This window comes from Methylobacterium sp. CM6246 (assembly GCF_054818005.1).
Map to the genome: position 1 here is coordinate 215,645 of NZ_JBTXKY010000001.1, position 16,725 is coordinate 232,369.

The following is a 16,725-nucleotide window of genomic DNA, read 5'->3' on the forward strand; positions in this document are numbered from 1 at the left end:
ATCGCGATACCGCTCCCGTATCGCCTGCCGTGCCCTCGCGGCGCACCGTTCGCCGAGCGCGGGACCCTTCAGGCTCCGCTCGGAACGCCCCCTCACTCCACCCGGCCGCCCCGCCCCCCGAGGCGGCCGGGGAGGCCGGTCAGGCGGTCCTTCATGGCCAGCACCTTCTGCACCTTGGCGCCGAGGGTGAGGAGTTGCACCAGGCGCTCGGTGTCGAGGCGGCGGACGTCGGCGTACCAGCCCGCGAAGAGCTCGAACAGGTCGTGCATCTCCCGGAGCCGGCCTTGCGCGTGGCGCTCGACCTCGGATTCGGCCTCCTGCATCAGCAGCTCGCGCAGCAGGGTCAGGGTCGGGTCGATCTCGCGCTTCTTGCGCTCCTCGACCAGGGTGCGGACGATCTGCCAGATGTCCTCCGGGGTGGCGAAATAGTCCCGCCGGTCGCCGGGCACGTGCAGCAGCCGCACCAGGTTCCAGGCCTGCAGCTCCTTGAGCCCCATGCTGACGTTGGAGCGGGAGACGCCCAGCCGCTCCACCATCTCGTCGGCGTTGAGCGGGCGCTCGGCCACGAACAGCAGGGCGTAGATCTGCCCCACGGTCCGGTTGATGCCCCAGCGAGACCCCATCTCGCCGAAATGCAGCACGAAGGTCTGGACCAGGGGAGGCAGGTGCACGGCGGCGATCCGTCGGACGGTGAGCCCCCAAAGCGGGCGGGGGTTCGAGGCGGGGGTTCGGAGCGCGCGCCGCCGACGTGGAGACCGGTTCGACGGAGGCGAGCGCGTTCGATCGAGGCGTGAGGCCGGCTTATCAGCTCTTGAGCCAGAACCGGAGGAGCGTCGCGACGGCCCCGAGGCCGAGGATGCTCCCGGCCCAGAGCGCGACGAACCAGGCGAGGCGCGTCCACAGGGGCGGCGGGGTTGCAGGCTCCATCAGTGATACCCGTGCGCGTCGACCTTGCCGCGGAACACCCAGTACGAATACGCGGTGTAGATCAGGATGATCGGGATCAGGACCGAGGCGCCGACCAGCATGAACATCTGGCTCGACGCGGGGGCGGCGGCCTGCCAGATCGTGATCCGGCCCGGCACCACGTCGGGGAAGATGCTGATCCCCAGCCCCAGGAACGAGAGGGCGAACAGGCCGAGCGCGATCAGGAACGGGGCCCGCTCGCCGCCGCCCCGCAGGGTCCGCCACAGGGCGACGGCGGCCAGCGCCACGAGCAGCGGCACCTGCGCGGTGACGAGCACGTTCGGCATCGCCAGCCAGCGCTCGAAGTAGCGGCCCTGCAGGAACGGCGTCGCGGCGCTGACCAGGGCGATCGCCGCCACCGTGGCGACGGTGAGGCGCAGGGCCAGGCGGCGGGCCTGGAGCTGGAGCAGCCCCTCCGTGCGCATCACCAGCCAGGTCGCCCCGAGGAGCGCGTACGCGATCACCAGGCTCGCGCCGACCAGCAGGCTGAACGGCGTCAGCCAGTCCCACCAGCCGCCGGCATAGGCCCGGCCCTCGACCGCGATGCCCTGCAGCAGCGCGCCGAGCGCGATCCCCTGGGCGAGCGCCGCCACCAGCGAGCCGCCCGTGAAGGCGACATCCCAGGCCGCCCGGTGGCCGGGATCGCGCCAGCGGAACTCGAACGCCACGCCCCGGAAGATCAGCCCGAGCAGCATCGCGATGATCGGCGCGTAGAGCGCCGGCAGGATCACCGCGTAGGCCAGCGGGAAGGCCGCGAACAGCCCGCCGCCGCCCAGCACCAGCCAGGTCTCGTTGCCGTCCCAGACCGGGGCGACCGAGTTCATCGCGGTGTCGCGCTCGGGCCCCGGCCGCAGGGCCGGGAACAGGATCCCGATGCCGAGATCGAAGCCGTCCATGACGATGTAGGCGAAGACCGCGAAGGCGATCACGAACGCCCAGATCACGGTGAGATCGACGCTGTAGACCATGGCTGCCTCACTCGGCCGGCTGGAGGTGGCGGTCGGGATCGACCGACGGGGCGGGGGTGATGCCCGCGGTGCGGATCGGCGCGCCGGGCTCGATCCCGGTCTCCCCGGCATGGGGCGGCTGGGCCATCAGGCGCAGGATGTACAGAACCCCCATGGCGAACACCGAGAAGTAGATCACCACGAAGGCGGTGAGCGAGGCGGCCACGGCCGGGCCGTGGAGCGGCGAGGCGGATTGGGCGGTCCGCAGCAGGCCGTAGACCGTGTAGGGCTGGCGCCCGACCTCGGTGGTGATCCAGCCGGCCAGCACCGCCACGAAGCCCGCCGGGCCCATGGCGAGCGCGAAGCGATGCAGCGGGCTCCACCGGTAGAGCGCCCCGCGCCAGCGCGCGAGCAGGCTCAGGGCCCCGAGCAGCAGCATCAGCATGCCGAGCCCGACCATGATGCGGAACGACCAGAACACGATCGGCACCGGCGGCCAGTCCGTCCGGGGCAGGCTGTCGAGGCCGGCCAGCGGCGCGTCCAGGCTGTGCTTGAGCACCAGCGAGGACAGCTTCGGGATCTCCACGGCGTAGCGGACCGTGCCGGCCTCCTGGTCGGGCAGGCCGAACAGCACCAGGGGCGCCCCGTCCGGGTGGCTCTGGAAGTGGCCCTCCATGGCCATGACCTTGGCGGGCTGGTGCTCCAGCGTGTTGAGGCCGTGGGCGTCGCCGGCGAGGATCTGGGCCGGCGCCACCAGGGCGGCCATCCACATCGCCATCGAGAACATCGTCCGGGCCGCCGGGTTGGCCCGGTCGCGCAGCAGGTGCCAGGCGCCGACCGCGCCGACCACGAGCGCGGTGGTCAGGTAGGCCGCCAGCACCATGTGGACGAGCCGGTACGGGAAGGACGGGTTGAACACGATCGCCCACCAGTCCAGCGGCACGAACTGGCCCTCGGCGTTGGTGCCGTACCCCGCCGGCGTCTGCATCCACGAGTTCACCGACAGGATCCAGAACGCCGAGAAGAAGGTCCCGAACGCCACCATCAGGGTCGCGGCGAAGTGCAGGCGTGGGCCGACCTTGCGCATGCCGAACAGCATCACCCCCAGGAAGCCCGCCTCCAGGAAGAAGGCCGACAGCACCTCGTAGGCCATCATCGGGCCGAGCACCGGGCCGGTCTTGTCGGAGAAGACCGACCAGTTGGTGCCGAACTGGTAGGACATCACCAGGCCGGAGACGACGCCCATGGCGAACGCGATGGCGAAGATCTTCAGCCAGTACTTGAACAGGTCCATGAAGACCTGCCGGCCGGTGGCGAGCCACAGGCCCTCCAGCACGGCCAGAAAGCTCGCCAGCCCGATCGAGAAGGCCGGGAACACGATGTGGAACGCCACCGTGAAGCCGAACTGGATGCGGGCGAGGATCAGGGGATCGAGGGTGTCGAGCACGATGGGTCTCCCGGCTCGGGATCTGCGACTCGGTTTATAGCATTTTCAGAAATTTCTGAAATGTCGATAATGACAGGACAGCCATCGCGGCGACGCCGGGCCTGGACGCGCGCGCTCCGACGCGGCAGGCTCGGCGCGATTCCCCAAAACGGCCGGGCGCTTGCAAGTCGGGTGCCCACCCGCGCGCCGCGCTGCGCCGCTCCCCGGACACCAGGAGACCCCTCGCTCCATGCTCGAACCCGCTGCCGCCGCCCACGACATGCCCCTCGACCTGTCCGCCGCGCTCTCGGAGCGCATCCGCGGCATCGGCACGAGCCAGATCGGCCTGGTGGCGGATCGCGGCCGGGACGACCCGGACGTGGTCAAGCTCTGGATCGGCGAGGGCGACCTGCCGACGCCGCCGTTCATCGTCGAGGCGGCGCACCGGGCGATGCAGGCCGGGCACACCCGCTACACCACCTCGCTCGGCCTGCCGGCCCTGCGGGCGGCGCTCGGCGCCTACCACGCCCGGCACTGGGGGGTGGACGTCCCGGCGGACAGGTTCGCCGTCACGGCCGGCGGCATGAACGCGATCATGCAGGCCGCGCAGGCGCTGCTGGAGCCGGGCGACGAGATCATCATCCCGTCCCCGGCCTGGCCGAACCTCGCCGAGGCGGTCCGCATCACCGGTGGCGTGCCGGTGACGGTGCCCTACCGGATCCAGCCGGACGGGCGCTTCACGCTGCCGCTCGCCGACATCGTGGCGGCGCTGACGCCGCGCACCCGGGTGATCATGGTCAACTCGCCCTCGAACCCCACGGGCTGGACCATGCCGCTTTCGGAGATGACGGCGCTTCGCGACCTCGCCCGCGCGCGCGGCCTGTGGATCCTGTCGGACGAGGTCTACGCGCACTTCACCTACGGCAACCAGATCGCGCCGTCCTTCCTGCAGATCTGCACGGAGGACGACCGGCTGATCGTGACCAACACCTTCTCGAAGAACTGGGCGATGACCGGCTGGCGCGCCGGCTGGGTGATCTTCCCCCGGGGCCTGGCGCCCACCTTCGCCAAGCTCGGCCAGTACAGCACCACCTCGATCCCGACCTTCATCCAGCACGCCTGCGTCGCGGCGCTCGACGAGGGCGACGGCTTCATCCGCACGATGGTCGACCGCTGCGCCGAGGCGAGGGGGATCCTGGTGGAGGGGCTGGCGCGCCTGCCCGGGGTCACGGTGGCGCCGCCGGAGGGCGCCTTCTACCTCATGCCCCGGATCGCCGGCGACGAGCCGAGCCTCGACCTGGCGTTCCGCCTGCTGCGCGACGCCAAGGTCGGCGTCGCCCCGGGCACCGCCTTCGGCCCCGCGGGCGAGGGCCTGGTCCGTATCTGCTTCGCCATCAGCCCGGACTTGGCGCGGGAGGCGGTGCGGCGGTTGTCGGGGGTGTTGGGGCGGGGTTCGGCCTTAGGCGCCTGAACCACCGCATCCTCCCTCCCCCCTCTGCGGGAGAGGGCGGCCCCTGCATCAGCAGGGGTCGGGAGAGGGGAACCCGGTGTCCGGAAGAGGCAGAGCGGGCGTGCGAGCCAGAGCTTTCTCCGGCCGCGTCGCTCCCCTCTCCCGACCCGCTTCGCGGGCCACCCTCCCCCGCAGAGGGGGGAGGGAAAGCCGCGCGTCCGTCGGACCGCGGCCCGCCGCTAGCAAATAACCCTCACCGCCCCCAGCGCAGCACCAGCGCATCGTTGCGCCGGGCCAATTCGATCAGCGCCGTGCGGGTATCCGGGTGGAGCGGCTGGAGCGGCAGGCGGGCGGTCTCGTGGGCGATGACGCCGCCCTCTGCCATCAGCGCCTTGCAGGCCAACAGGCCGCATTGCCGGTTCTCGTGGTTGATCAGCGGCAGCCAGCGCGCGTAGGCGTCGAGCGCCTCGCTCCGGCGGCCGGCCGCGTAGGCGTCGGTGATCTGGCGGATGCCGTCCGGATAGGCGCCGCCGGTCATCGCCCCGGTGGCGCCGGCATCGAGGTCGGCCATCAGGGTGATCGCCTCCTCGCCGTCCCAGGGGCCGACCACCGCGTCGCCGCCCTGCGCGATCAGCTCGCGCAGCTTGCCGGCGGCTCCGGGGGTCTCGATCTTGAAGTAGGAGACGTTGTCGATCTCCCGGGCCATGCGGGCCAGGAACGCGGCCGAGAGCGGCGTGCCGGCCACCGGGGCGTCCTGGATCATGATCGGGATCGCGATCGCGTCCGAGACGCCGCGGAAGAAGTCGTAGACGCCGATGTCCGGCACCCGGATCGTGGCGCCGTGATAGGGCGGCATGACCATCACCATGGCGGCCCCCGCCTCTTGCGCCCGGCGCGAGCGCTCGGCGCAGACCTGGGTGGCGAAGTGCGTGGTCGTCACGATCACCGGCACCCGGCCGGCGACGTGGTCGAGCACCGCGTCCATCACGGTCTCGCGCTCGGCGTCGGTGAGGACGAACTGCTCGGAGAAGTTGGCCAGGATGCAGATCCCGTGGCTCCCGGCCTCGATCATGAAGTCGATCGCCCGGCGCTGTCCGTCGAGATCGAGGGCGCCCGCGGCGTCGAACACCGTGGGGGCGACCGGGAAGACGCCCCGGTAGGGCTGGGCAGGCGAGCTCATGCGCGATCCTCCGCCGGGGCGGCCCCCGGCTCACAGCGATAGACCATTGCGTGCCGCCACCGGGACGAGAGGCCAGCCCCGGATCGACACCACGCCGGCACTGTGCCGAAGGATCATCCAAGATCAACGCCCGTCCCGGCGCCGGCTCGACAAAAGCCGCGCTCTGTTTGCGATGTGCCCGGGCCGGCCGCGCAAGCCTTGGGCGACGGCGACAACCCGGTCCGGCCGCAAGAAATCTTATTCCCTACCCACAGCGCATGGGATTGATCATCACCCGGTCATGCCGGAGCCGCGCGACGGGGTCCGGGATCCGAGAACATCAGTCGATCAAGGTCTTGCGCCGTCGAGGCCCCGTTCCCGCCGATCCGGGCCGTCCGGGGCGGCGCGCGCCCCGAAGAACCAAACACCTGGAACCGTGCGGCCCACTGGAAGACTCTGCTTTCAGGCGACGGAGCCGCCCCGACTCGGCGTAGGCGCCGCGCGCCCCGCTTGGTATAGGGCTCTCGGCCCGGCCCGGTCGGCGACGACGCGGCGACGAGCCACCCCGGTTTTCCAATCCGCGCGTCGCGACAGAACCGTCCTGGACGATCTTGCCGGACGGGCGGCGGGGATCCGGGTCCGTGGTTTCAACGCTTTCGCTCTGGAGTTCGTCGTGATGCGTCTTGTCCCCGCCGCCCGCGCGGCCGTCTTCGCCGCGGCCGCCCTGCTCCTCGGCGTCTCCGCGCGGGCCGACGACCTCGACGCGATCCGAGCCGCCAAGACCCTGCGGATCGGCACTGAGGGGACCTACGCGCCGTTCTCCTTCCACGACGCCTCCGGGGCGCTGGCCGGGTTCGACGTGGAGATCGGCCGCAAGGTGGCGGACAAACTCGGCGTCGCGCCGCAATTCCTCGAAGGCAAGTGGGACGGCCTGATCGCCGGGCTCGACGCCAAGCGCTACGACGTGGTGATCAACCAGGTCGGCATCACCAAGGAGCGCCAGGCGAAGTTCGATTTCTCCGAGCCCTATATCCGCTCCCGGGCGGTGCTGATCACCCGCGCCGACACCGGCACGATCAAGGGGTTCGCCGACCTCAAGGGCAAGAAATCCGCCCAGAGCCTGAGCAGCAACTTCGCGCGGCTCGCCACCGAATCCGGGGCCGAATTGGTCGGCACCGACGGGTTCGACCAGTCGATCCAGCTGGTCATCACCGGCCGCGCCGACGCGACCATCAACGACAACCTGTCCTTCCTCGACTTCCACAAGCAGAAGCCGAACGCCCCCGTGAAGATCGTCGCCCAGAAGGACGACGCCGACGCGTCCGGCATCCTCCTGCGCAAGAACAACCCCGACCTGAAGGCCGCCCTCGACAAGGCGCTGGCCGAGATCAAGGCCGACGGCAGCTACGCGGCGATCGCGCAGAAATATTTCGGGGCGGACGTGTCTCGATAGGCGGGTCATCGCCTGCAGGGCGCGGCGGAACACGCGCCCTCCCCGGGCTACGATGTTCGCACATCGCAATTCGGACCCTCGGCGGCGGGAAGAGAAGTCCCTTTCGAGGCAGACACGCCCCCTCTCTCCCCCCTTTGCGGGGGAGGGTGGCCCCCGGAGGGGGTCGGGCCGGGACGAAGTCCCACAAGAGGGGAGCGACGGTGCAGAAACGGACTTTGCCCGTCATGCCGGTCGCGCCCATTTCTGAGGCCGGGTTCCCCTCTCCCGACCCGGCCTCACGGCCGGCCCACCCTCCCCCGCAGAGGGGGGAGGGAGACGCGCCTGGGTCCAGCCGTCGCTTCATCCGGCTACGATGTCCGAACATCGTAGCCCGCACGGGAGAGCGGACCCGCGCCTTGTCCGGACAGGTGTGAGCCCGTCAGCCCCCGCCGGGCGGGTTCGGTCACCGAACCGTATTCCCCCGACAGGCGCGGGCGATCCGAAACCGACCCGAAAAATCCCCCGCGCGATCCGCGGCGCAAACCCGTATAGACCGTCGCCCGATCCCGCAGGAAACACCGTCCCGTGCCGCACTGGCTCGACCTCATGCTCCAGTCGCTCGGGCCGCTGCTCGAAGCCTGTCTCCGGTTCACCGTGCCGCTGACGCTCATCGCCTTCGGGCTCGGGCTGAGCCTCGGCCTGGCGGTGGCGCTCGCGCGCCTGTTCGGGCCGCGCCCGGTGGCGGCGCTCGCCTGGACCTATGTCTGGATCTTCCGAGGCACGCCGCTGCTGGTGCAGCTGTTCGTGATCTTCTACGGCCTGCCGAGCGCCGGCATCCTGATCGACGCCTTCCCGGCCGCGGTGATCGGCTTCACGCTCAACGTCGGCGCCTACGCGTCCGAGATCGTGCGCGCCGCCATCGCGTCGATCCCGAAGGGCCAGTGGGAGGCCGCCTACGCCACCGGGATGACCCCCGCCCAGGCCCTGCGCCGCACGATCCTGCCCCAGGGGGGGCGGGTGGCGGTGCCGTCCCTGTCCAACAGCTTCATCGCGCTCGTGAAGGACACCTCGCTCGCCGCCGCGATCACCGTGCCGGAGATGTTCCAGGCGGCCCAGCGCATCGTGGCGGTGACGTACGAGCCGCTGATCCTCTACGCCGAGGCGGCGCTGATCTACCTCGTGCTGTGCTCGGGCCTGTCCTGGCTGCAGGGCGGGCTGGAGCGGCGCCTCGGGCGCTACGGCGGCTACCTGGAGGCCCGCGCGTGATCGCCCTCCAGGCCATCGAGAAGCGGTTCGGCGACACCCCGATCCTGCGCGGCATCGACCTGACGGTCCCGGAGGGGAAGGTCACCGCGCTGATCGGCCCGTCGGGCTCGGGCAAGTCGACCCTGCTGCGCTGCGTGAACCTGCTCGAGATCCCGCAGGCCGGCACGCTGGTGCTCGGCGACCAGCGCCTCACCTTCCGGCCCGGCACGGCGCCGGCCCGGCGGGACCTGCTGGCGGTGCGGCGCCAGACCGGCATGGTGTTCCAGAACTTCCAGCTGTTTCCCCACCGCACGGTGATCGAGAACATCACCGAGGGGCTGATCACGGTCGGCAAATGGCCCCGGGCCGCGGCCCGGGTCCGGGCGCTGGAATTGCTGGCGCGGGTCGGCCTCGCCCACAAGGCCGAGGCGTGGCCGGCGAGCCTGTCGGGCGGCCAGCAGCAGCGGGTGGCGATCGCCCGGGCGCTCGCCCCCTCCCCGCGCCTGCTGCTGTGCGACGAGCCGACCTCCGCGCTCGATCCCGAACTCGCCGCCGAGGTGGTGGACGTGCTGGCCGGCCTCGCCCGCGAGGGCATGACCATGCTGATGGCGACCCACGACCTGCGCCTCGCCCGGCGGGTCGCCGACACGGTGGCGTTCCTCGACGGCGGCGCGCTTGTGGAGCAGGGACCGCCGGCCGAGCTGTTCGCCCGGCCCGCCGACCCGGGCACCCGCCGCTTCGTCCAGACCCTGCTCGGCGAGGCCGGCGCCTGAGGCTCAGCCGGACAGGCAGCGCAGGCTCAGCAGGTCGTCGAGGGTGAGTGCGGTGCCGAACACCAGCGGCCGCCAGGCCGGCATCGTCGCCAGGACCAGGCCGGCCCCGAGCACGAGCCAGGGAACCAGGGTCGGCAGGGCCAGGGTCGGCCGGGCGCTTCGCCGACGCCTCACGCCGCCCCCTCCCGGCGGCCCGCCCGGACCAGCAGCCAGCCGGCGACCAGCATGGCGACGCCCCAGACCAGGAACCCGACATCCCAGAAGATCCACTGGTCCCGGGGCATCGTCTCGTTGACGTGGTGGGCGCCGAGGATCTCGTGGTCGATCACGCCCTCGACGAGGTTGAACAGGCCCCAGCCGATCAGCAGCGAGCCGGCCAGCAACCTGTTCGACCAGGCCAGGTGCTCCCGGTGGGCGGCGCGCCACAGGATGAACAGCCCGAGCACCACGAACACGTAGGTGGCGCTGTGGAAGATCCCGTCCCAGCGGGTGTTGAGCTCGAGGTTCGGGATCGAATCGATCGGGTACCAGCTGCTCACCATGTGGTGCCATTGCAGGATCTGGTGCAGCACGATCCCGTCGAAGAATCCGCCGAGCCCCAGCCCGAACAGGATCCCGGCGCTGAGCGGAAACGAGCGGGTTTCGGATGCCGCCGCCCTCATGACGCGGCCGAAGAGCGGGCGGCGGTCCCGGGCGCGTCGTCATCGGCCGTGGACACCAGCCGGAAATAGAGGCCCAGCCCCCCCAGGAACACCGCCAGCCCCAGCCAAGTCGCCGTGGCGGCAAAGCCCGGCCCCATGATCGCCAGCGCCGCGCTGTGCCCGGCGATGAGGTCGGCGCCGGCCAGCAGCACGCCGACGCAGCTTTCCCCGACCAGGAACCCCGAGGCCAGGAGCACGCCCCGGCGGCGGGCGGCGGCGAGCACGGTATCCCGCCGGTCGCCCCGGACCCGGCGGCGCAGGCGGCGCTCGGCGAGCCAGCCCAGGATGCCGCCGATGGCGATCGTCACCTCGACGGAGAGCGGCAGGTACATGCCGATCCCCACGGTGAGCGCCGGGAAGGTGAGGTCGCGGCGCTTCAGCCACGCCTCGGCCGCCACCAGCACGATGCCGAGCCCGGCGCCGATCAGCACCATGGTCCAGGGCAGCGCGCCGTGCGTGATGCCCTGCGCGATCTGGGTCATCAGGGCGGCCTGAGGCGCCGGCAGGGCGCTCGCCGGGTCGAGCCCCTCCCGCGAGGGGGCGCCGACGAAGCCGTAGGCCTGGTAGAGCAGCGACAGGAGCGGCGCGATCACCAGGGCGCCGACCCCGACGCCGATGACCAGCGCGACCTGCTGGTGCCACGGGGTGGCGCCCACCACCTGTCCGGTCTTGAGGTCCTGCAGGTTGTCGTTGGCGATCGACGCGGTCGTCACGATGACGGCGGTGAGCAGCAGCGCCATGCCGGTGACGAACCGGTCGCCGTCGGGGCCGGTCGCGTGGCCCAGCAGCAGCGGCAGCAGCAGCGCGGTCGCCATGGTGGTGAGGATCCCGATCCCCGAGATCGGGCTCGACGAGGAGCCGAGCAGGCCCGCGAGGTAGCCACAGGCGGCGGCCATGAGGAAGCCGAACAGCACCATGAACAAAGTCGCCGCGACCGCGAAGACGATCAGCGTGCCGCCGAGCCCGGCCGGCTGGGCGAAGTCGGCAAACAGCAGCGCCAGCGGCACGCACAGGGCCAGCGCCCCGCCCGCGACCCAGGTGATCGGCAGGTCCCGCTCCTCGCGCGGGTGGTCCGCGCCGAGGCCGCCGCCGGCCGACGACAGGGCCGTGCGGATGCTGGCCGCGATCGGGCGGGCGAGCGAGGCCACCGTCCACAGGCCGCCCACCGCGATGATCCCGGCCCCCATCAGGCGTACCTGCTCCGACCAGACCGCCTCGGCGGCCTGCCCGGCGGTCTTGCCCGGATCGGGCGAGAGCGCGGTCAGGATCGGGACGGCGATGCCCCAGGCGATCAGCACGCCGGTCAGCAGCGCGAGGCACGCCCCGATGCCCACGAGATAGCCGACGCCGACCAGCGCCAGGGAGAACCCGGTCCCGGTGCGGAAGGCGGCGCCCCCGAGGCTGATCGCGCCGGAGAGCCCCTCGCCCAGGAGCTTCAGCCCCGTGGTGGCGAGCCCGACGATTCCGGCCGCCCCGGCGGCGGCCAGCAGGTCGCGCAGGCCGTGGCCGCCCTCCTCCTCGTGGCCGGTCTTGAGCACCTCGGCTGCGGCGATGCCCTCCGGGTAGGGCAGGTCGCTGCCCGAGACCAGCGCCCGCCGCAACGGGATCGAGAACGCCACGCCGAGCAGGCCGCCCAGGGCGCAGACCGCCGTGGTCTGCCAGAACGGGAAGCCGTGCCAATGCCCGATCAGGACGAGACCCGGCAGGACCAGGATCACGTTGCACAGGGTGCCGGCCGCCGAGGCCTGGGTCTGGACGATGTTGTTCTCGAGGATGCCGGCGCCGCCCATCAGCCGGAACGCGCCCATCGACAGCATTGCGGCCGGGATCGAGGACGAGAACGTCATCCCGGTCTTCAACCCCATGTAGAGGTTGGCCGCCATGAAGACGATCGTGATGGCGGCCCCGAGCACGATGCCGCGCAGGGTCAACTCCGCCTGATGCGCCTGAGCGGTCGAGGTTTTCGGCCCGGTCTCGGTCTTTGGCGCGGTCTCGGGCGCCAGTCTAGGACTGGTGGCGTCCATTCTGCCCCCATGCTGTCGTCCCGCAAACCACCGCAGTCGCGAAAGCTATCCCGCCTGCGGCGTTGCGACGGGGTCGGGAGGGGAACGGGACGGGGATGGGACGGGGGACAGGACGGGGACGGAGCCCGTCGCGACGGCGCGCGGCCACGCTCCACGGCCCGAGCCGGCAGCGCGCGCGCGTCGGATTACCGACCCGGGGGCGGCTTCGCGGAAACGGCCCGGTACGCGCTGGGGCTCAGGCCGTAGCGCGCCTTGAAGCGGCGGGCGAAATGGGCCTGATTGGTGAAGCCACTGCCATACGCGAGGTTGCCGATCGCGATGTGGGCGCAGCCCGGATCCGCCAGGCGCTCGGCCGCGGAGTCCAGCCGGCGCTGCCAGATCCAGTCGGAAATGTGCTGGCCGCGCTCGTGGAACAGCTCCTGCAGACGGCGCAAGGAGACCCCGACGGCGGCCGCGAGACGGGGCGGGTCGAGGGTCGTGTCGCCCAGGTTGGCCTCGACATGGGCCTTGGCGCGCTGGACCACGACGCTGCCGTGGAGCGGTCGCGGCACCTCCCTGGCCAGCCGCTCGGCGAGGCTCGCCACGATCAGGTCGATGCCGACACCGGCCATGCGTTCGGCCGTCACGGCGTCGAGGTCCGCGTAGACCCGGACGAGATCGGTGAAGAAGGCCTTCACCAGCACGCCGGTGCCGTCGTCGCCCCCGAACGTCAGGGCGGTGAGGTGCTGGGTCGACCCCAGCATGTGCGTCAGGGGCGCGACCGGGATCTCGAGCACGAGGGACTGATCGCTGGGCCCCGAGATGTGCACGTTCGGCCGGTCGGCCAGCAGCACGATCTCGCCGGGCCCCTGGATGGCCTCCCGGCCATCCTGGATGTTGATCGAGCGGCCTTCGAGCTGGATCAGCGCGAACACCGCCCCCGTCCGCTCGCGCCGACGCAGGGTCTGCGGCGTGATCTCCGACCGCACGTTGCTTTCGCGAATGCGGGTGATCCGCAAGCTGCCGACATCGGCCGCCTGTATCAGTCCTTCGAAAGGCCGATCACAAGTCTGACTCAGCTCAATTGGCCCCATGCGGTCGGAGATGACTTCACACCACAGTTTGAACCGCGTGTTTTCTTTGACTTCGCATGTAGAAAGGACCGTCTGCACACACCCTCGCGCACATCGCCGACGATTCGAGATTTGGAACCGTCATCGCAGGATGGCCCGGTCTTAATCTTATCATACGTTATTTTACTCCGTTTTAGACCGCCGCCGGTACTGGTCTTGAGACTGGTCTTGCAACTGGTCTTGCAGACGCATCCCGTACGGTGACGATCGGACCTGCGGCCGGCGGCACCCTGGCGTTGGGCTGCGGCTTCGCCAGCCGGGCCCGTTTCTCTCGCCGTTTGAACGCACGCCTCGGCATGGCACCCAGCGCGTATCGCCACGCGGCTCTCCTCTGCACCCTGGCACGTTTCGACGAGGCGTGAAGCCCCCGGATCGATGCCGGCCGGTCACGCGTTTGTAGGAGAGCCGTCGATTCAGTGCGCTCGCCGATGCCGAACCAGTATTCGTTTCGGCGGCGAGCGCGAACGGCTCTTAGCCCGGGAGGATCGTCGTGGGACTCACTGCGTTCGTTTTTTTCGTCGTGCCCTGGATGCTGGTCGCGGCATGGATGTTCCGCTCGGCCAACGCCGTGCGGATGGGCGTGCCGGCTGCGCCCTGGCGCCCCCTGACGGATTTCCTGCCGCCACCGCGCGACCAGCGGGCCATGGTCGAGACCGGCACCGTGCCGAAGGGCGCGGCCACCGATACCGACGACGACAAGCACCGGCCGCTCCAGATGGTGTGAGATTTTTCGCCGGGGTCCAGGGTCTTTCGCGCGGCTGACCCGCCGCGCGCGATCCGGCGCGCCTCCGGTCCAAAGCCTGTCCGATCCGCGCCGTGGTTGGGACGCCATCGGTTCGAGGCGCCCTCGCCCCGGCTGGGCTCGACCGGACGTCGCCGGTCGCGCCGACGGATTTTTAGGCCGCAACCCGATCTTCCGCGGCAGGACGATGCGCCGATCCGGCGCGAACCCGTGCCCTCCCCCGGCCCGCCACGACATTCGCACATCGCTGCCGGATGAACGCAAGGGCCAGCCCCAAGCGCGGCTCCCTCCCCTGTGTGAGAGGAGGATCCACACGCCTCCTTGGGAGAGAAGCGACCGGCCCCGGCCGTAGCGCGCATCCGACGCGCCGGGCAAGCTCCACGAGCGACGCCGGACAACGAGCCCGGCCTCGACGGGGCCTCACATGCCGGCATGCTCCAGCAGGTGCAGGTTGAAGCTCCCGTCCTCCGCTTGCCACAGGCCGCGCGGCTGCCAGCCGCTCCGGCGGGCCAGCGCCTGGAAGGCCGCCGACGTGTACTTGTGGGAGGTGTCGGTGCGGATGCGCTCGCCCGCCGCAAACGCGATCGCCTGCCCGCCGAGGTGATAGGTGGCCGGACGGAGCGCCTCGAGATGCGCCTCGACCCGCTGCGGATCGGGGCACAGGGTGATCCCGTGCCGGAAGTTGTCGAGGTCGAAGTCGGCCCCGAGCTCGCGGTTGAGCCGGACCAGGATGTTCCGGTGGAACGCCGCCATCAGACCGTCCGCCCCGGCATAGGCCCGCTGCAGGCGCTCGGGCTCGACCGTGGCGTCGGCGCCCACCAGGAACAGGCTGGGCCCGAGGGTCGTGCGCGCCCGCTCCAGGAACAGGCCGGCCTCCGGGGGCGCGAAGTTACCGATGCTGGTGCCCGGGTAGAAGCCCAGGATGCCGCCCGGCCCCGCCGCGACGGGGAGCGGCACCGGCTTGGCGTAGTCGGCGCAGACCGGCACCATGGCGATGTCGGGGTAATCCGCGGCCAGGCGCCGGATCGCGCCCTCCAGGTATTCGCCGGAGATGTCGATCGCCACGTAGGCGGCCGGCCGGGTCAGCGCGTCGAGCAGGGTGCGGATCTTGCGGCTGGCGCCGCTGCCGAACTCCACCACGGTCACGCCCGGTGCGACCTTGCCGGCCAGCACGGCGGCGACCCGGGGCAGCAGCGCCATCTCCTGGCGGGTCGGATAGTAATCGGGGCTGTGGCAGATCCGGTCGAACAGGTCCGAGCCGGTCTCGTCCCAGAGATACTTGCCCGGCAGGGTCTTCACGTCGGCCGTGAGGCCGGCCAGAACATCGTTCAGGACCTCGTCGTCCAGGACCTCATCGCGCCCGCCATCGGCCTCGCTCATGACCGGGTCCCTGGCTGGGTCACCGTGAGCACCACCAAGGCGAGGCGCTCGACGGCGGCATATTCCGGGTTGGCCAACTCCTCACCGTACTCGTCCGGATCGAACTCGCGGTAGGTCCAGTCCAGGCCGGCGCGGCCGCAGGCCTCGGCCACCGCGTCCCGGAACGGGTCCGCCCCCTCGACGATCGCCGCCCCGGTGAACAGCACCAGGCTGCCCCCCGGCGCCAGCCGCGCGATCGCCTGCTCCACCACCGCCAGCGGCAGGCCGGCCCCGAGCGGACCGCCGCCATGCCGGTAGGCCCGGGCCGCCGGATCGATCATGAAGGGCGGGTTCGAGACGATCAGGTCGAACGTCCCCTCGACGTCGCGCAGCATGTCGCTGTGCCGGACATCGACGCCGTCGGTCCCGGCCAGCCGGGCGTTGACCCGGGCGGCCCGCAGCGCGGCGGGGTTGATGTCCACCAGCACCACCTCGGCGCCGGGCGACCGCTTGGCGATGCAGATCCCGGCGGCTCCGGAGCCGCAGCCGAGATCGACCGCCCGGCGCACCGGCGTCGGCCGTGCCTCCACATGGGCCACCACCGCCGCGACGAAGCGCATCGTGTCCGGCCCGAAGAACACGGCATCGGTGGCGGTCGGCGGGTAGGAGGAATGCGCGAGCAATTCGCCGTCGAGGCTGGAGAACCGGACGGTCGGGCGCAGCAGCGCGCCGTCCTCGACCACGGCCCCGGCATCCCGAAGCCGGCTCAGGATCTCTCCGGACAGGATCTCGGGCCGGAACGGGCGGCTCCAGCCAATCACGTCGCGCAGTGTGCGCGCCTCGGCGTTGCACGACCGTGCGTTGACGATGGCATGGGTCGCGGGGGTCACCGTCGTAAAGGTGTAGCCGCTGTCGCGCAGGGTGCGCCCCAGGGCCAGCAGGGCATCCTGGTTTTCGGGAAACGCTGCGGATCGGGTCATCGGCCGGACCCCGCCTGCCGGCTACGCGAAGTCTGGCGGGACCCGGGCGGGTGGTGGCCCCAGACTTCGTCGATTCTTCGCGTCGTCCGGCGCTGCGCGCGGGCCGGGACCGCGAAGGGACCGGTGCCGCCGGGCGCGCGGAGCCGGGCCGGGACGGCGATCGGGCGACGGATATCCGGGTTGGAAAGCTGCATGGGCGCGTCGGGTCGGGTCGCCGCAGGACGGCAGGAGCGGACGCCCCGCGGCCTCGATCGGCCCCGGACACGTCCGAATGAATACCCCGGCAACTGGAATTCTCAGGCCTTGTTCCCGGATTTATCTCCGGACAACCGAGCGATAACCTATGTTATTCTCGGGTTATTGCCGATCCAATACTTGATGTACGCGGTAGATCTGAGCGCGTCGCCCG

The 16,725-nt window shown here is 71.1% G+C and carries 16 protein-coding genes; 5 read left to right on the top strand and 11 right to left on the bottom strand.

Translation table 11 applies throughout. The annotated features are described in order from the left end of the window. Positions 1-92: 92 nt before the first annotated feature. The 4 genes from ACYQPG_RS01030 to ACYQPG_RS01045 form a co-directional block, all read right to left on the bottom strand. A complete protein-coding gene (locus ACYQPG_RS01030; RefSeq protein ID WP_147856216.1) occupies positions 93-671 on the bottom strand; it encodes a GbsR/MarR family transcriptional regulator in 579 nt (192 codons plus the stop codon). Between the two features lie 133 nt (positions 672-804). Next, positions 805-927 carry a DUF2474 family protein gene (locus tag ACYQPG_RS01035; RefSeq protein ID WP_419830932.1) on the bottom strand — a complete coding sequence of 41 codons (123 nt, stop codon included), beginning with the start codon at positions 925-927 and terminating at the stop codon, positions 805-807. Next, on the bottom strand, positions 927-1,934 hold the full coding sequence (gene cydB / locus ACYQPG_RS01040; RefSeq protein ID WP_419830933.1) for a cytochrome d ubiquinol oxidase subunit II: 1,008 nt from the start codon (positions 1,932-1,934) through the stop codon (positions 927-929). Before cydB ends, ACYQPG_RS01035 begins: the two co-directional genes overlap by 1 nt. A 7-nt stretch (positions 1,935-1,941) precedes the next feature. After that, on the bottom strand, positions 1,942-3,360 hold the full coding sequence (locus ACYQPG_RS01045) for a cytochrome ubiquinol oxidase subunit I (RefSeq protein WP_461230025.1): 1,419 nt from the start codon (positions 3,358-3,360) through the stop codon (positions 1,942-1,944). Positions 3,361-3,589: 229 nt separating this feature from the next. Here ACYQPG_RS01045 and ACYQPG_RS01050 point away from each other — a divergent pair, with 229 nt between their 5' ends. Continuing rightward, positions 3,590-4,810: a pyridoxal phosphate-dependent aminotransferase gene (locus ACYQPG_RS01050; RefSeq protein WP_461230026.1), complete on the top strand. Its 1,221-nt coding sequence runs from the start codon at positions 3,590-3,592 to the stop codon at positions 4,808-4,810. Positions 4,811-5,042: 232 nt separating this feature from the next. Here the strand turns inward: ACYQPG_RS01050 and ACYQPG_RS01055 are convergent, their stop codons facing one another. Beyond that, positions 5,043-5,969 (bottom strand): dihydrodipicolinate synthase family protein, encoded by a 927-nt coding sequence (locus ACYQPG_RS01055; RefSeq protein ID WP_461230027.1) that lies wholly within the window; start codon positions 5,967-5,969, stop codon positions 5,043-5,045. Between the two features lie 655 nt (positions 5,970-6,624). Here ACYQPG_RS01055 and ACYQPG_RS01060 point away from each other — a divergent pair. The 3 genes from ACYQPG_RS01060 (at position 6,625) to ACYQPG_RS01070 (ending at position 9,398) form a co-directional block, all read left to right on the top strand. After that, entirely contained in the window at positions 6,625-7,401 is a 777-nt protein-coding gene (locus ACYQPG_RS01060; RefSeq protein WP_147939864.1) for an amino acid ABC transporter substrate-binding protein, read from the top strand. 564 nt (positions 7,402-7,965) lie between these two features. Then, the gene (locus tag ACYQPG_RS01065; protein ID WP_461230028.1) at positions 7,966-8,646 is read left to right on the top strand and encodes an amino acid ABC transporter permease; all 681 of its coding nucleotides are present in this window, start codon (positions 7,966-7,968) and stop codon (positions 8,644-8,646) included. Further along, positions 8,643-9,398, top strand: a complete 756-nt coding sequence (locus ACYQPG_RS01070; protein WP_461230029.1) for an amino acid ABC transporter ATP-binding protein — start codon at positions 8,643-8,645, stop codon at positions 9,396-9,398. The genes ACYQPG_RS01065 and ACYQPG_RS01070 overlap by 4 nt, the downstream gene beginning before the upstream one ends. A 3-nt stretch (positions 9,399-9,401) precedes the next feature. Here the strand turns inward: ACYQPG_RS01070 and ACYQPG_RS01075 are convergent, their stop codons facing one another. The 4 genes from ACYQPG_RS01075 to ACYQPG_RS01090 form a co-directional block, all read right to left on the bottom strand. After that, entirely contained in the window at positions 9,402-9,572 is a 171-nt protein-coding gene (locus ACYQPG_RS01075; protein WP_419830938.1) for a hypothetical protein, read from the bottom strand. Further along, complete coding sequence (locus ACYQPG_RS01080; RefSeq protein WP_461230030.1) at positions 9,569-10,060, bottom strand: DUF2243 domain-containing protein; 492 nt, start codon at positions 10,058-10,060, stop codon at positions 9,569-9,571. Before ACYQPG_RS01080 ends, ACYQPG_RS01075 begins: the two co-directional genes overlap by 4 nt. Then, positions 10,057-12,123: an OPT family oligopeptide transporter gene (locus ACYQPG_RS01085; protein ID WP_461230031.1), complete on the bottom strand. Its 2,067-nt coding sequence runs from the start codon at positions 12,121-12,123 to the stop codon at positions 10,057-10,059. Before ACYQPG_RS01085 ends, ACYQPG_RS01080 begins: the two co-directional genes overlap by 4 nt. A gap of 185 nt (positions 12,124-12,308) precedes the next feature. Next, the gene (locus ACYQPG_RS01090) at positions 12,309-13,274 is read right to left on the bottom strand and encodes a helix-turn-helix domain-containing protein (RefSeq protein ID WP_461230032.1); all 966 of its coding nucleotides are present in this window, start codon (positions 13,272-13,274) and stop codon (positions 12,309-12,311) included. Between the two features lie 451 nt (positions 13,275-13,725). Here ACYQPG_RS01090 and ACYQPG_RS01095 point away from each other — a divergent pair, with 451 nt between their 5' ends. Beyond that, positions 13,726-13,959: a hypothetical protein gene (locus ACYQPG_RS01095; protein WP_461230033.1), complete on the top strand. Its 234-nt coding sequence runs from the start codon at positions 13,726-13,728 to the stop codon at positions 13,957-13,959. Positions 13,960-14,397: 438 nt separating this feature from the next. Here ACYQPG_RS01095 and egtD read toward each other — a convergent pair whose 3' ends face one another. Continuing rightward, positions 14,398-15,357, bottom strand: a complete 960-nt coding sequence (egtD, locus tag ACYQPG_RS01100; protein WP_461230034.1) for an L-histidine N(alpha)-methyltransferase — start codon at positions 15,355-15,357, stop codon at positions 14,398-14,400. After that, the gene (locus tag ACYQPG_RS01105; protein WP_461230035.1) at positions 15,354-16,316 is read right to left on the bottom strand and encodes a methyltransferase; all 963 of its coding nucleotides are present in this window, start codon (positions 16,314-16,316) and stop codon (positions 15,354-15,356) included. The genes egtD and ACYQPG_RS01105 overlap by 4 nt, the downstream gene beginning before the upstream one ends. Positions 16,317-16,725: the final 409 nt, after the last annotated feature.

Excerpts from the sequence above, each read along its gene's own strand:
- ACYQPG_RS01035 (WP_419830932.1), bottom strand. The coding sequence starts at position 927 with ATGGAGCCTGCAACCCCGCCGCCCCTGTGGACGCGCCTCGCCTGGTTC.
- cydB (WP_419830933.1), bottom strand. The coding sequence starts at position 1,934 with ATGGTCTACAGCGTCGATCTCACCGTGATCTGGGCGTTCGTGATCGCC.
- ACYQPG_RS01050 (WP_461230026.1), top strand. The coding sequence starts at position 3,590 with ATGCTCGAACCCGCTGCCGCCGCCCACGACATGCCCCTCGACCTGTCC.
- ACYQPG_RS01055 (WP_461230027.1), bottom strand. The coding sequence starts at position 5,969 with ATGAGCTCGCCTGCCCAGCCCTACCGGGGCGTCTTCCCGGTCGCCCCC.
- ACYQPG_RS01060 (WP_147939864.1), top strand. The coding sequence starts at position 6,625 with ATGCGTCTTGTCCCCGCCGCCCGCGCGGCCGTCTTCGCCGCGGCCGCC.
- ACYQPG_RS01080 (WP_461230030.1), bottom strand. The coding sequence starts at position 10,060 with ATGAGGGCGGCGGCATCCGAAACCCGCTCGTTTCCGCTCAGCGCCGGG.
- ACYQPG_RS01085 (WP_461230031.1), bottom strand. The coding sequence starts at position 12,123 with ATGGACGCCACCAGTCCTAGACTGGCGCCCGAGACCGCGCCAAAGACC.
- egtD (WP_461230034.1), bottom strand. The coding sequence starts at position 15,357 with ATGAGCGAGGCCGATGGCGGGCGCGATGAGGTCCTGGACGACGAGGTC.
- ACYQPG_RS01105 (WP_461230035.1), bottom strand. The coding sequence starts at position 16,316 with ATGACCCGATCCGCAGCGTTTCCCGAAAACCAGGATGCCCTGCTGGCC.